The 15,148-nt window shown below is 48.3% G+C and carries 13 protein-coding genes and 1 tRNA gene; all 14 read left to right on the top strand.

Annotation, left to right across the window (positions count from 1 at the left end):
* Positions 1-24 precede the first annotated feature (24 nt).
* The 14 genes from infC to DESPODRAFT_RS03915 all read left to right on the top strand — a co-directional run bounded on the left by infC (position 25) and on the right by DESPODRAFT_RS03915 (position 14,968).
* On the top strand, positions 25-570 hold the full coding sequence (infC, locus tag DESPODRAFT_RS03850; RefSeq protein WP_004071480.1) for a translation initiation factor IF-3: 546 nt from the start codon (positions 25-27) through the stop codon (positions 568-570).
* A 130-nt stretch (positions 571-700) separates the two neighbouring features.
* On the top strand, positions 701-898 hold the full coding sequence (gene rpmI / locus DESPODRAFT_RS03855) for a 50S ribosomal protein L35 (protein ID WP_004071481.1): 198 nt from the start codon (positions 701-703) through the stop codon (positions 896-898).
* A gap of 84 nt (positions 899-982) precedes the next feature.
* Positions 983-1,336: a 50S ribosomal protein L20 gene (gene rplT, locus DESPODRAFT_RS03860; protein ID WP_004071482.1), complete on the top strand. Its 354-nt coding sequence runs from the start codon at positions 983-985 to the stop codon at positions 1,334-1,336.
* A 20-nt stretch (positions 1,337-1,356) separates the two neighbouring features.
* Positions 1,357-2,364, top strand: a complete 1,008-nt coding sequence (gene pheS, locus DESPODRAFT_RS03865; protein ID WP_004071483.1) for a phenylalanine--tRNA ligase subunit alpha — start codon at positions 1,357-1,359, stop codon at positions 2,362-2,364.
* Between the two features lie 2 nt (positions 2,365-2,366).
* Entirely contained in the window at positions 2,367-4,817 is a 2,451-nt protein-coding gene (gene pheT, locus DESPODRAFT_RS03870) for a phenylalanine--tRNA ligase subunit beta (RefSeq protein WP_004071484.1), read from the top strand.
* Positions 4,818-4,938: 121 nt separating this feature from the next.
* A tRNA-Gly gene (locus DESPODRAFT_RS03875) sits at positions 4,939-5,014 on the top strand.
* Between the two features lie 73 nt (positions 5,015-5,087).
* Positions 5,088-5,648 (top strand): ribosome maturation factor RimP, encoded by a 561-nt coding sequence (rimP, locus tag DESPODRAFT_RS03880; RefSeq protein ID WP_157488405.1) that lies wholly within the window; start codon positions 5,088-5,090, stop codon positions 5,646-5,648.
* A gap of 17 nt (positions 5,649-5,665) precedes the next feature.
* On the top strand, positions 5,666-7,039 hold the full coding sequence (gene nusA, locus DESPODRAFT_RS03885) for a transcription termination factor NusA (RefSeq protein ID WP_004071488.1): 1,374 nt from the start codon (positions 5,666-5,668) through the stop codon (positions 7,037-7,039).
* A 72-nt stretch (positions 7,040-7,111) separates the two neighbouring features.
* Positions 7,112-10,081, top strand: a complete 2,970-nt coding sequence (gene infB / locus DESPODRAFT_RS03890) for a translation initiation factor IF-2 (protein ID WP_004071489.1) — start codon at positions 7,112-7,114, stop codon at positions 10,079-10,081.
* 12 nt (positions 10,082-10,093) lie between these two features.
* Complete coding sequence (gene rbfA / locus DESPODRAFT_RS03895; protein ID WP_004071491.1) at positions 10,094-10,504, top strand: 30S ribosome-binding factor RbfA; 411 nt, start codon at positions 10,094-10,096, stop codon at positions 10,502-10,504.
* A complete protein-coding gene (gene truB, locus DESPODRAFT_RS03900; RefSeq protein ID WP_004071492.1) occupies positions 10,501-11,454 on the top strand; it encodes a tRNA pseudouridine(55) synthase TruB in 954 nt (317 codons plus the stop codon). The genes rbfA and truB overlap by 4 nt, the downstream gene beginning before the upstream one ends.
* A 149-nt stretch (positions 11,455-11,603) precedes the next feature.
* Positions 11,604-11,873, top strand: coding sequence for a 30S ribosomal protein S15 (rpsO, locus tag DESPODRAFT_RS03905; protein ID WP_004071493.1), 270 nt, complete (start codon positions 11,604-11,606; stop codon positions 11,871-11,873).
* A 226-nt stretch (positions 11,874-12,099) separates the two neighbouring features.
* On the top strand, positions 12,100-14,202 hold the full coding sequence (pnp, locus tag DESPODRAFT_RS03910) for a polyribonucleotide nucleotidyltransferase (protein WP_004071494.1): 2,103 nt from the start codon (positions 12,100-12,102) through the stop codon (positions 14,200-14,202).
* Positions 14,180-14,968, top strand: a complete 789-nt coding sequence (locus DESPODRAFT_RS03915; protein WP_004071495.1) for an MBL fold metallo-hydrolase — start codon at positions 14,180-14,182, stop codon at positions 14,966-14,968. Before pnp ends, DESPODRAFT_RS03915 begins: the two co-directional genes overlap by 23 nt.
* The last annotated feature ends 180 nt before the right edge of the window (positions 14,969-15,148 follow it).

Raw genomic sequence — 15,148 nt, forward strand, 5'->3', positions numbered from 1 at the left:
TCATATTGACATGATTAAAATTTTTTGCTGCGGCGGGAGGTTAAAATATCTACTAAGCGAGTTAAGCAGGATCAGACAAGAGTGAATAAGGGGATCAGAGCTACTGAGGTACGGGTTATCGGTTCTGATGGCGGACAGATAGGGGTTCTGCCTATTGCTGAGGCGTTGCGTATTGCTGAAAGCGAAGCTTTGGATCTGGTTGAAGTGTCGCCGGAGGCCAAGCCTCCTGTCTGCAAAATAATGGATCATGGAAAATATAAATACGAGCTGACTAAGAAAAAACAGGAAGCCAAAAGAAAGCAGAAAAGTGTTCAGATCAAGGAGATCAAGGTCCGTCCTAAAACAGACGATCATGACCTTGAAACCAAGGTCCGGCACATGGAGAAATTTATTTCCAATGGTGATAAGGTAAAAATAACCCTGGTTTTCAGAGGTCGTGAGTTTATGCTCAAGGAACAGGCCAATATCATTTTGGAAAAAATAGTGGAAATGAGCAAAGACTTTGCCCAGGTGGAACAGTTTCCCAAGTTTGAAGGGCGGTTCATTACTATGCTGCTTGGTCCTAAATAATCACCGGTTATCTGTTTTTCGTCTTTTTGTATCGGCTTTCTGGTGCCAAGGGATATTTATGTGTGGTGGTATATCATGTATATACCGCCTTTAGTTTTTATAATAGTTCGAACCTTCAGGAGATTTAGTAATGCCAAAAATTAAGACATGCCGTGCGGCTGCCAAACGGTTTGAAAAAACCGGGTCAGGTAAATACAAGTTTCGCAAATCCCATGCCAGTCATATTCTGACAAAGAAAACCACTAAGCGGAAAAGAAGTCTTCGCCAGCCCCAGATTGTTGCCGGTTCTGATATGAAAGAAGTTCGCCGGATGCTGCCTTACGGTTAGTGAGGCTTTGCAGCGTTTTTAATATTGATATGGAAGCCGGCCAATGTACCGGTTGGCTGATGGTACATAAAGGAGTGTAAAAAAATGAGAGTTAAAAGAGGATTCAAAGCAAGAAGACGCCGCAACAAGGTGCTTAAGCTGGCAAGGGGTTTCAGGGGTGGAAGAGGCAAGCTTTACAGAACTGCTGCCGATTCAGTGGATAAAGCATTAATGTACGCCTATAGAGACCGCCGGGCAAAAAAAAGAGATTTTCGGAAATTATGGATTGTACGTATTAATGCCGGTGCACGGATGAATGAATTGTCCTATTCCCGGTTCATGAACGGACTAAAACTTACGGGCAGTGAACTGGACAGAAAAGTTCTGGCTGATCTGGCTGTATCCGATCCCGCGGGATTCTCCCAGCTGGCTTCCCAGGCGTCTGCCAAATTGAACTAAAGCGTATTTTCGGGGGAACCTTGCAAAACAATCTCCAAGACATTGAAAAACAGGCCCTGGAACAAATCCGTGCGGCGGATTCAAAGGAAGCCCTTGAGTCTGTTTCCATCCACTTTTTGGGTCGCAAGGGGGTGCTCACAGCTTTTTTGCGTAATATTCCATCCCTTCCGGTGGATGAACGCCCTGCTGCGGGGAAAAATGGTAATCTGCTCAAGGTAAAGCTTGAAAAAGCGTTAAAACATGCCCAGTCTGATCTGGAAGCCGGTGCCGCAGGTGATACTGAAGGTATTGATGTCACCTTGCCCGGACGTATGGTGAAAAAAGGTGCCCTGCACCCCATTACCCAGGTGATAGAAGAGATCTGCGGTATTTTTCTGCGTCTGGGGTTTGACATTGCCGAAGGTCCGGAAGTTGAAACCGATTATTATAACTTCGAGGCACTGAACATTCCTCAGTATCATCCGGCCAGGGACATGCAGGATACCTTTTATCTGTCTGAAAATATCGTTTTGAGAACCCATACGTCAGGTTCCCAGCCCCGGGTGATGGAAAAAACCGACCCGCCTGTGCGCATTATTTCTCCGGGTAAGGTGTTCCGCTGTGACTCGGATCTGACCCATACCCCTATGTTTCATCAGGTTGAAGGCCTGATGGTGGACAAAAACATCTCTTTTGGCGACCTTAAAGGGGTGCTGACCACGTTTGTTCAGCAGTTTTTTGATAAGGATACTTCGTTGCGGTTCAGGCCCAGTTTTTTTCCTTTTACCGAACCCAGTGCTGAAGTAGATATGCGATGTGTCATGTGCAAGGGCAAAGGCTGCCGGGTCTGTTCGAAGACCGGCTGGATTGAAATTCTGGGGGCCGGTATGGTCCACCCGGCTGTGTTTGAAAACGTGGGTTATGATACCCAAACGTATACGGGGTTTGCCTTTGGCCTTGGTATGGAACGGGTTGCCATGCTCAAGTACGGAATTGATGATATCAGAAAATATTTTGAAAACGATATGCGTTTTCTAGGGCAGTTCTAATTATGAAAGTCAGTTTAAGCTGGTTGCGTGAATATATTCCCATTGATCTTGATCCCCAGGAAATATCCGACAGACTGACCATGGCCGGTCTTGAAGTGGATGGGGTGGAAAGTCTTTATGATTACCTGGACAATGTGGTTGTCGGCCAGGTTGTACAGGCAAATCAGCATCCCAATGCTGAGACGCTTACCTGTTGTGGCGTCGATATTGGAACAGGAGAGCTTTCTCCCATTGTCTGTGGTGCGCCCAATGTCAGGGAAGGCATGTATGTTGCCTGTGCTCTGCCTGGGGCCGTGCTGCCCGGTGATTTCAAAATAAAGAAAAGCAAGCTGCGGGGCGAACCGTCCCACGGTATGCTGTGTTCGGCTGCTGAGCTGATGCTTGCGGATGACGCATCCGGTATCATGGATCTTGAGGGCGAGTTTGTTGCCGGAACCCCCCTTAAATCAGCCTTGAAACTGGCTGATGTTGTTTTTGAAATTGATCTGACCCCCAACCGGCCGGACTGTCTGAGTCTTATCGGGGTGGCACGGGAAATAGGGGCGTTTACAGAGCCCCGAAATAAGGTAACCCTGCCGGACGTGACGTTTTCGGAAGCCCTGATGGATTCCCGGAATATTCACGATTTTGTTTCTGTTGAGATTGAGGATCCGGAGCTGTGTCCAAGATATACTGCAGGTATGCTGTTTGACGTCAAGGTCGAACCGTCGCCGCTTTGGTTAAAACAGCGTCTTGAAGCCGTTGGGCTCTCTTCTATCAATAATGTGGTGGATATCACCAACTTTGTCATGATGGAAACCGGACAACCCTTGCATGCCTTTGATTATGATAATATTGCCCAAAGCAAAATTATTGTAAGAACAGCCGGAAAACCCGGTGACGCGAGGCTTGAGTTTACAACGCTTGATTCGAAAACCCACAAACTTGACCCTGAAATGCTCATGATCTGTGACGGAGATAAGCCTGTGGGTATTGCCGGTGTCATGGGTGGTGAGAATTCCGAAATTACGGATGCCACCACCCGCGTGTTGGTGGAAAGTGCCTATTTTAATCCTGTGTCCATCCGGCGAACTGCCAAGCGGACGGGAATCGGTTCGGATGCCTCCCACAGATTTGAGCGCGGCGTAGATCCTCAAGGCACTATGTTCGCCTTGAAGAGAGCCGTTTCATTAATGGCTCAGTTATGTTCGGCGACCATTGCCAGGGAAATTATTGATGAGAATCCCGTCAAGGCTCAACCTGTGACCATTGATTTGAGCCCTGAGGCGTTGAACCTACGCTTAGGGACTTCGTTTTCCGCAGATGAGATGGCACAGATTCTGGCGTCTGTGGAATTTGGCGTTGACAAAAAGGAAGATGGCTGCCTGCAGGTGCATGTCCCCTCTTTCAGGGTTGATGTGGCCCGGCCCGAGGATCTTTCCGAAGAAGTGGCCCGGTTGTGGGGGTATAATAAAATTGAAACCAGTTATCCTTTGGTGAGAGCCAAGGGCCAGCCCCTTGCCGCGCGCCTTGTGTTACGGGGCAAAATTCGTCGGGCCATGACGGGATTTGGATTTTGTGAGGCCATCAATTACAACTTTATCCGAAAGGATGCCTGTGAACGTATGGGCATTGACGAGTCGGATAAAAGAACCCGGATGGTTGAGATTTTAAATCCTATTTCAGACCAGATGGCAGTACTCAGGACATCCATTGTGCCAGGACTGCTGGAAGCCATGGCCAGGAATACGGCCAAACAGGTGGATACCCTTCAATTGTTTGAGATCGGCAAAATTTTCTATGACAAAGGGCCGGGCGAACAGCCCGAAGAAGTAGAAGTGATCGGAGGGCTGATCACCGGATACCGCTGGGATCAGACCTGGTATTCCAAAAAGGAAGCTGTGGATTTCTTCGATCTTAAGGGTGTTGTACAGGGATTGATGGATTCGCTTCAGATTTCCGGTGTGATTTATGAAAAAATTGATGCTCATACCTGTCCCTATTTTCAGCCGGGGTATGGTGCCAGGGTGATGAGAGACGGTCTGATCCTTGGTACGCTTGGAAAAATAGCTTCAGATGTGGGAGCAGCCTTTGGTTTGAGACAGGATGCATATCTTTTTGATATAGATATGAACAGTCTTGAAAAATCGGTTCCCCAGGCTATTCAGGCAGTTGGGCTCCCTAAATTCCCTTCAATTTCCAGGGACATGACCTTTATTGTCTCAAAGCGTGTTGAGGTCGGCGCCATGATGGATGCCATTTCAGCTTTTGCCCAACAGCAGGCCTTGATTGAAGATTATTTCCTTTTTGATGTATTTGAAGGCCGCAGTATTGGTGAAGATAAAAAATCCCTGTCATTCAGGATAGTCTACCGCTCTGTTTCAAAAACCTTGACAGAAAAAAATATTAAAAAGATTCATGATCAGTTGTCCCAGAAGCTAATTAATGATTTTAACGCTGGGCTGCCTGGATAATTTCGAGGTAGATGGTTGCCATTGATCCGGGAGACCGGTGCTAAAATAGAAAATGCGGTTATAGTTATATAATAAGAGGTTGACAAATATAATACGCCCTGTTATATTTAACCGCTAAAATGCGGGCATAACTCAGTTGGTAGAGTGCAAGCTTCCCAAGCTTGATGTCGCGAGTTCGAGCCTCGTTGCCCGCTCCAAATTAATTTGGTATTGGTCGGCAGATTTGTTCCACTTGTTTAGGGGAAAGATATGATCTGAGCCTGATATTTGGTGAGGATTTTTGAGAGTTTTAGTATCGGGAACGGGCATCTGCCCGTTTTTGTATTTGTGGAAAAAGGACGATTGCTTCAGGAGATGGGATTTATAAACATCAAAAAACCCGGTGCTGTTGAACAGCGGATTGAGGCTGTAGCCGAACCCCTGATAGATTCTTTGGGGTTGGAACTGGTACACATTGAATGTGTTGTCCATAATCGGCAGAAATTTGTCAGAATTTATATTGACAAGCCCAAAGGGGTTGGTCTTGATGACTGTGTGGCAGTCAGTCGAGAACTTGGGGATCTGATTGATATTCATATTGAGGATATTGGTCCTTACCGCCTGGAAGTGTCATCCCCAGGCCCAAATCGCCCATTGAAGACAAAGGCGGATTTTATCAGATTCCAGGGAGAACGCATTAAAATTGAAACCCATGAAGTTATAGATGGAAGAAAAAAGTTCACCGGGATTCTTGAGAAGACAAATGAAGATTCTGTGACGATTGCCGTAGACGGCATGTCCTTTGATATTTCCGGAACCAATATCATGAGAGCAATTCTTGCAGGTCAGTAAAATGGAGAGCGTTTAATATGTTGATTACAGACATAAAAAGGGTGATCGATCAGGTAAGCCGAGAAAAGGGTATTGATGCTGAAATCCTCATTACTACCTTGAAAGAGGCCATTGTCTCTGCCGCCAGAAAAAAGATCGGCCCAAGGGCGGATATCGAAGTCCATTATGATGAAAAAAGCGGAGATGTTGAAGTTTTCCATTTTAAGGAGGTTGTTGAGGAGGTTGAATATCCCGACAGTGAGCTGACCCTGGAGGAAGGGCTTGAATTTGACCCCGAATGTGAAATCGGTGATTCGCTGGGGATTCGAATGGATACCGAGGAGTTCGGCCGCATTGCGGCTCAGTCGGCCAAGCAGGTGATCATACAGAAAATGCGCGAAGCAGAGCGCAATGCCGTATATGAGAATTTTATCCATAAAAAAGGTAAAATAATCAACGGTATTGTCCAACGCTTTGACCGGGGTGCCATCATTGTCAACTTGGGCCAGGCCGAGGCTGTACTGCGGCCAAGGGAGCAAATGCCTAAGGAAAGCTATAAGCGAGGGGATCGGATCCGTGCTTATGTCCTTGATGTGCTGGAAGAATCCAAAGGTGCCCAGATTATTTTATCCCGGACCCATCCGGAATTTTTGGTTGAATTGTTTAAAACCGAGGTGCCGGAGGTGGCCGAAGGCATTGTTTCCATCCGGGCTGCAGCACGCGTGCCCGGCGTAAGGGCGAAAATTGCTGTCTCCTCCATTGATTCCGATGTGGACCCCGTAGGGGCCTGCGTGGGTGTTAAGGGCAACCGGGTTCAGAATATTGTCCAGGAGTTGCGGGGAGAGAAAATCGATATTGTTCAGTGGAGTCCGGACGTTGCAAGATTTGTCTGCAATGCCTTATCCCCGGCTGAAATCGCAAGGGTTATCATTGATGAAGACAATCAGTCCATGGAGGTGATTGTCAATGATGAATATCTCTCCATTGCTATAGGTAAGGGCGGTCAGAATGTATCCCTTGCCTGTGAGATTACCGGCTGGCATCTTGAAGTCACCAGTGAAGAGGAGTACAGTCGGGAGGTCAAGGAGGGATACGACAGTTTGATGAAATTGTCCACAGTGGGCCTGCCGGCAGCAGAGTTACTGTTCAAGGCTGGTTATTCCTCGTTTCTGGATATCATGGATGCTGTGCCCGAGGATATTGCGGCCTTTTTAAATATTTCCGTGGAAGATGCCCAGGCAATGATAGAAGAAGCCGGGCGTCTGATGAAAGATGAGCGGGGAAGGGCCCGGAATGAACTGCTGAAACGAGGCTCTTTTAAGAAACCCGACACTAATCTGGATGACAATGCCGGTGAGGGAGAAACGTTTGATGATGAAGACGATGGACGTGTTGAAGAATCAGGTGAATAAGGATTGTTGCATCGGTAACACGGGGAATGAATTTCAAAAGAATCAACTATAGAGGATTACTGGGGGCAACGAATGGCCAAGGTCAGGGTATACGAGTTAGCTAAAGATCTGAACATGACAAACAAGCAGCTTCTTGAAAAGCTTAAAGAGCTGAAAATAGATGCTAAAAGCCATATGAGTGCTCTGGATAGCAGTGATGTCGCGGCTGTCAAACAGAATTTGTTGGGTAAAAAGAAGCACTCCAATGAGGTTGAAGTCCGTCCCCCGGTGATCCGCAGGCGCAGGACAAAGCGTCTATCCCAGACCGATGAACTGGATAAGGATGAGGATATGGACGATTCATTCGAATCCGAGGAATCGACTGTACAGGATTTTCAAGATCAGGAAGAAGCTCGGGATCTGGAAGGTGCTGCTGTTAAGGATGAGCAGTCCCACGAGTCGGTAACCGGCGGCGGAGAGACTGCCCCGGAATCCAAAAAAAAGAGGGATCTAAGACGGCCTGCCAGAAAGCTTATGTCCAGAACCAGTGAACCCGCCAAAATTATTAAGCCTGCCAAGGTTGAACAGTCGCCGGAGGCGGAGCATGAAGACGTGGCTGTGGATGTTAAAGGAAAAATTGAAAAGCCCTCCGTAGAAGATGAGAATGTTTTAAAACAGCCGGAAAATGAGAACGCAGAAACATCTGCGGTCCCCCCTGAACCCGAAGGTAAAAATAAAGACGATTCGTCTGGTTCATCAGATTCCATTGGGGATAAATCAGTACCGGAACCGGTGAGTGGTGACCAGAAAAAGGCCATGGAACAGAAAGAGAATACTGCGCAGCAAGGTGGGGACGAATCTATGGAAGAAGACAGCAATCATGCCAAACGCAAAAAAAAGAAGAAGAAAACCGCCCCTGCCAAGATCGTCAGGGTGGCGGATCCCATGGTTTTGGAAAATATAAAACGAATCAAAGCCGGAGAGAGTCATTCAGGCAATGGAAACGATCATGACCGGCCTGTCCGCAAACAGCCGATGCCGGAAATTATACCTTCAGATGACCCAGGTCCGGATCTTGTTATACCGTCTGCCGTTCCTAATGAGCGTAAGCGGGTATGGAATCGTGATGAAGATCACTCCTCTGACGGACCCGGTTCCAGGAAAAAGCGGCGTAAGAAAAAAGCTGTGGTGGAGGGAGATGATCTTTACCAGGGCAGGGGAGGTCGGAAGAAAAAGGGTAGAAAAGATCCCAAGGGTAAAAAAGGTGGTTTTCAGAAAACCCAGATTACGACGCCTAAAGCAATTAAACGCCGCGTAAAAATAGATGAGGCCATTGAGCTTGCAGAACTTGCCAAGCGCATGGGCATCAAAGCCAACGAAATGATTGTTAAACTCATGGGTCTGGGCGTTATGGCCACGGTGAACCAGACCATTGATTTTGATACCGCTTCCCTTGTGGCAGCTGAATTTGACTTTGAGGTGGAAAAGGCAAATTTTGAGGAAGAGACCCTCCTTAACGTTGCGCCTGAGGCAGAGGACGAAGAAAAATTGGAATGGTGCCCGCCTGTGGTTACCATTATGGGGCATGTTGATCATGGTAAAACCTCATTGCTGGATGTGATTCGCAAATCCAAGATTACCAGTGGTGAGGCCGGCGGCATTACCCAGCACATTGGTGCGTATAATGTAGAAACCCCCAACGGCGGACGGATCACCTTTCTTGATACACCGGGCCATGCCGCATTTACCGCCATGCGTTCCAGAGGTGCCCAGGTCACGGATATTGTTATTCTGGTGGTGGCAGCCGATGATGGTGTCATGCCCCAGACCGTTGAGGCCATCAACCATGCCAAGGCTGCAGGCGTACCTGTGGTCGTGGCCGTGAACAAAATGGACAAGGAGGGTGCTGACCCGGATCGCATTATGCGTGAACTGTCCGAATACGATCTGTTGTCCGAGGAGTGGGGTGGCAATGTTATTTTTGTCAAGGTCTCCGCGAAAACCGGTAAGGGCATTGACGCGTTGCTGGAAATGGTGCTGCTTCAGGCTGAAGTCCTGGAACTGCGGGCCAACCCGGATCGGAAGGCCACGGGCTACGTGGTGGAATCCCGTTTGGATACCGGCCGTGGCGCTGTGGCCACCGTGCTGATAAAACAAGGCACCTTAAGGGACGGCGATTCCGTTGTGTGCGGTCTTCATTCCGGCCATATCCGGGCCATGATTGATGATTCCGGAAACCGCGTGGAATCGGCAGGGCCTTCCACACCTGTTGAGATTGTGGGTCTGGCCGGCGTGCCTGATGCCGGAGACGAGTTTGTGGCTGTGGCGTCAGACAAGGATGCCAAGCAGATTGCGGCCCACCGTATGCAGAAACAGCGGGCCAAGGAACTGGCTAAGAAGAGCCGGGCTAATTTACAAAAAATGTTTGAGAATCTTGGCACAGCTGAAATCAAAGAGCTTAAACTCATTGTCAAGGCTGATGTTCAGGGCTCTATTGAAGCGCTTAATGATTCCCTCAAAGATCTGGCCAAGGAAGAGGTGGATGTTAAAATCGTTCATTCCGGTGTGGGCACCATCAATGAGTCTGATGTCTCCCTGGCTGCTGTCTCCGATGCCATTATCATCGGGTTCAATGTCCGACCCACACCCCAGATCCGCAAGCTGGTCAAGGATGAGAATGTGGATATGCGTTTCTATGACATCATTTATGATGTGATTAATGACATCAAAGCCGCCCTTGACGGTATGATGCCCTCCACCTTTCAGGAAAATATCATTGGCCGGGCCGAGGTTCGCGAAACTTTTGTGGTTCCTAAAATCGGAACCATTGCCGGGTGCGGTATTACGGAAGGCAAGGTGGTGCGCGGCAAAAAGGTGCGTCTGCTGCGTGACGGTATTATAAAATGTGATACGGGGCTCTCTTCCCTGCGCAGGTTCAAGGATGATGTCAAGGAAGTTGAACAGGGATATGAATGTGGTATCGGTCTTGAAAAGTATAATGATATCAAGGTTGGTGATACCATTGAGTGTTATGAAGTTGAAGAAGTTAAATACCAGGGATAGCAGGATAGGTCTATGAAACCCTATACACGTGCCGAGCGGGTCTCTATACAGATTCAGCAGGCTATAACAGAGCTTTTGTCCAAGAAGATGCAGGATCCCAGAATGGAGATGGCAACGATATCCGGCGTGAAAATGTCCCCGGACCTCAGTTTGGCCTATGTCTATGTTACGGTGTTCGGGGATAAAAAAAGAATTCGTGAAGCCCTCAAAGGATTCCAGAAATCAAAGGGGTTTATTAAGAAAAGAATCGCCCCGAAACTGGGCCTGCGGTTGATGCCGGACCTGCGCTTTATTCATGATGACTCTTTTGATAACGCTGCCCGTCTGGATGCCTTGATTGATGCGGCCCCCAAGGGAGAGAACCGGGGAGAGGACGATATGTCCGGTGCTTTGGAAGGGTCTTGCGACCACCCTGATGAATGAAAAGCGGAATTCTTGTTGTTAATAAACCCAAAGGCATCTCATCGGCCGGGGTGGTCAACCGGCTCAAGCGTCTGCTCAAGGTAAAAAAAATCGGGCATACAGGAACCCTGGATCCCTTTGCCACAGGGGTCCTGCCCATTGCCGTGGGTAAGGCCACCCGGATTTCAAAATATTTTCTAAAAGGTGTAAAAGGCTACTATGCTCAAGTCACTCTTGGCATCGAAACCGACACCTGTGATTGCACCGGACGTGTCACGCACACGGCTTCTTCCGCTCCTCTTGCCGCCTTGGATTCAGATCACGTCAAAGATGTTGTGGCAGGCTTTTGGGGTCCCCAGGAACAGATTCCTCCTGCTTATTCGGCCCTGAAGCATAAAGGCCAGCCCCTGTATAAACTGGCCCGTCAGGGACAGATTATTGAAAAGCCGCCCCGGCCCATTGAAATCATGTCCATTGCCATGGAAAATTATCGTATAGATACGAACGGCCACCCGATTTTTGATATGTCGGTGCTATGCTCAGGGGGCACTTATATTCGCAGTCTGGCCCACGATATCGGGGTGGCATTGGGGTGCGGTGCCCATTTGTCTGAATTGCAGCGCACCCGGTCCGGTCAGTTTAAAATTGAGCATGCTCTGGATCTTGATTGCTTTGAAGAAATGTCACCCTCCGATATAGATGCCCGATTTATATGCATGTCCAGATGTCTGGATTTTCTTCCGGCCATCGTTGCAAACAGTGAAACAGCCGGAAAAGTTAAGCATGGCCAGCCTCTGTTTGTGACAGAATTTCCCATGCCCGATACACTGCTGATTGCCGGTGATAAAAACCAGCCCCAAAACAGTATGTTGGATATCCGGGTGCTGGATTCCGATGATAACCTGCTGGCAATTGTAACCCCGGATAAATACGGGAAAACATACAAATATTGTTGCGTTTTTAATGCGTAACTGGTAAAAATATCAGACTAAGTCTTCGATGTCTGAATAGTTTATTGGCTTTTTTCTGAATGGAATATTGGATAAAAGGCAATTTATGTGAACCGTTTGCATATTTATGGCATCGAATTTTTATTTATTCCAAATAAAGGAGTCTTACAGTGGTACTACTTGCAGAAAACAAAGAGGAGATGATTGAAAAATTCAAGCTCCATGAGTCCGACACCGGTTCGCCTGAAGTTCAGGTGGCCATTTTAACTCACAGGATCACCTATCTGACCGATCATTTGAAGGCCCATAAAAAAGATCACCATTCAAGACGGGGGCTTTTAATTCTGGTCGGCCGGCGCAGAAGTCTTCTGGACTATCTCAAGAAGAAAGATATTAACAGATATCGTTCATTGATCGAGACGCTCGGACTCAGAAGATAAAATGACTTTAAACCGGTTTTTGATGCGTTTTGGGTCAAAAACCGGTTTTTGTTTTCAGCAGGGCGGTACAAGACGGGAATGGCTTTTATATAAGTTCGCATCTTTGCTATCAAACCAATCTTGGCTCTTACGGAGATGTTTGATGGTAAATATGCGGGTTTATTATATTTAAGCCTGGTTTTCTCCCTTATGCCGCCCGATTTTTATTTTTTTTACAGGAGAATTTATGGAAAAAGTTGTTTCAGCCGATATCGGCGGCAAAGAATTAATTATCAGTACAGGAAAAATTGCCAAGCAGGCCTCCGGGGCTGTGACGGTTCAATATGGGGAAACAGTGGTGCTTGTAACGGCGGTGGCTGCCAAAGACCCCAAGGAAGACATAAGCTTTCTGCCTCTGTCCGTTGAATACCAGGAAAAAATTTATGCGGCGGGCAGAATTCCGGGGAACTATTTCAGACGGGAAATCGGCAGGCCTTCGGAACAAGAAACGTTAAATGCCCGTCTAATTGACCGGCCCATCCGGCCTTTGTTCGAAGATGGCTATAATTTTGAAACCCAGGTGATCGCAACCGTGATGTCCACGGATAAATTGTGCGAACCGGGCATTCTTGCCATGATCGGGGCTTCTGCAGCCCTTGAAATTTCGGACATCCCCTTTAACGGCCCCATTGCCGGTGTCAAGGTGGGACGGGTGAACGGACAGTTTATTGCCAACCCCACGCCGGCACAGATGGAACAAAGTGACATAGATCTGACCGTGGCCGGTTCCAAAACCGGTGTGGTCATGGTGGAAGCCGGTGCTGACATCGTATCTGAAGCGGACATGCTGGATGCCATTTTCTTTGGTCATCAAGCCATGCAGCCTGCCATAGCTCTGCAGGAAGAGTTGAAAAGTACCGTGGGTAAGGAAAAACGCATATTTACACCGCCGGAAAAGGATGAGGCGCTTGCCGCCAAGGTTCAGGCGTGGGCCTGGGATAAGGTTCATGAAAAGGTTCAGATTAAAACCAAAATTGAGCGTCAGAACGCCATCAGCGCACTTAAGGATGAGGCGGTTGCCCGATTTGAATCTGAGTATCCGGAAAAAGTCAAAGAGATCAAGGAGGTTTTCAGCAAAACCGTGAAAAAAGTCTCCAGGGATATTGTTCTCAAAGAAGGCAGACGCATTGACGGCCGTGCCTTTGATGAGGTTCGTCAGATCACCTGTGAAGTGGGTTGTTTGCCCCGCCCCCATGGTTCGGCCTTGTTTACCCGTGGTGAAACACAGGTTTTGGGCGTCCTTACCCTGGGTTCCGGGCTGGACGAACAGCGTATCGAGACCCTGGACTCCAATAATGAAACCCGGGCATTTATGCTCCATTATAACTTCCCTCCCTATTCCGTTGGCGAGGTGAAGCGTCCGGGTGGGCCGTCCCGCCGGGATATCGGCCATGGGAATTTGGCCCACAGGGCTCTGAACCCGGTCGTTCCACCCCATGATGAATTTGAATATACTATCCGTCTGGTGGGAGAAGTCATGGAATCCAACGGGTCTTCTTCCATGGGAACGGTATGTTCCGGGTGCCTGGCCCTGATGGATGGCGGTGTGCCCATTAAAGCCCCGGTATCCGGCATCGCCATGGGGCTGGTCTCTGATGAAAACAACACGGTTGTCCTTTCCGATATCCTTGGGGACGAAGACCATTTCGGCGATATGGACTTCAAGGTTGCCGGTACTAAGGACGGCATTACCGCGTTGCAGATGGATATTAAAATCAAAGAACTGTCCAGACAGATTATGGAAACTGCTTTGAACCAGGCCAATGGGGGTCGCCTGCACATTCTGCAGAAAATGCTCGATACCCTGAATGAGGCAAGGGCGGAGATATCTCCCCGTGCGCCCAAGATCGTATCCATACAGATCAACAAGGACAAAATCCGGGATATCATCGGTCCGGGCGGCAAAGTGATCCGGGCGCTGCAGGCCGAGACCAACACCACCATTGAGGTGAATGATGACGGCATTGTGAAGATTGCCGCGGAAAACGAAGAAGATTCCGCCAAGGCCATGGCCATGGTTAAAGACATTGCCATGGATCCGGAGATCGGTGCCATCTATGAAGGAGCCGTGGTAAAAATTACCGACTTTGGTGCCTTTGTAAACATCAAGTCGGGCACGGACGGTCTGGTTCACATTTCGGAACTGGCAGACTACCGGGTTAAGACGGTCACCGATGTGGTCAAGGAAGGCCAAGTGATCAAGGTCAAGGTGCTGGATATCACCCGGGATGGAAAAATAAAGCTTTCCTATAAAGCAGCCCAAAAAGATGCAGAAGAAGCAGGAGAATAGCTCATTCTGCCTGTGTCCCCTTGCCAGCGGCAGCAAGGGGAATGCTATCTTTGTATCCACACCGGATACTGCCGTACTTGTTGATGCAGGGCTTTCAGGCATAGAGACCCAGCGCCGGATGACTGCTGTGGGAAGATCTGCACAAGACCTGAAAGCCATCATCATCACCCACGAACACACCGATCACATTAAAGGGGCAGGGGTATTGAGCCGCAGGTTTGATATTCCTGTTTATGTGACGAAAGAAACCTTTAATGCCTGCCAGGGCTTAGGCAAAATTGAGCGCCTTAATTTTTTTGAATGCGGGGCTGCCTTTGAAATCGGCTCCCTGGCTGTCACCCCCTTCTCCATCAGCCACGATGCCTGCGATCCTGCAGGTCTTACCTTGAAACACCAGGGAAAAAAGATCGGCATTGCCACGGACCTTGGCGTGGTCACAAATCTTGTCCGAACCCATCTAAGTTGTGTCAATGCGCTCTATATTGAGGCCAACCATGATCCTGAGATGCTCATGACCGGCCCTTATCCCTGGCATCTGAAGCAGCGGATTCAGTCGCGAACCGGTCATCTTTCCAACCAGGATGCAAGGAATCTGGTGACAGATGTTTTTCATAAGGATCTTGACCATGTGATTCTTGCCCATTTAAGCGAGGAAAACAATTCTCCTGAAAAAGCAGCCACAGAGATCTCTAAAAATCTTGATCCTTTGTCCACGGCACTGCATGTTGCCGGACCGGATCAACCCGGTGAAATGATCTGGCTGTAGTTCAAGGCCGGGATAAACGCCGGAAGATTGACATCGACCACTTATTGCGGTTAGGATGTACTTGTATTTATAAGTCACTGCACTTAGTCGGCCTAAAACCCTAAATCTAAGACCCTTCTCATGGAAGCTCTAATCGCTCGCTTATATTGTGGGGTCAAAATTGGAGATAAATATTGAGTA

The organism is Desulfobacter postgatei 2ac9, from assembly GCF_000233695.2.
GTDB lineage: Bacteria > Desulfobacterota > Desulfobacteria > Desulfobacterales > Desulfobacteraceae > Desulfobacter > Desulfobacter postgatei.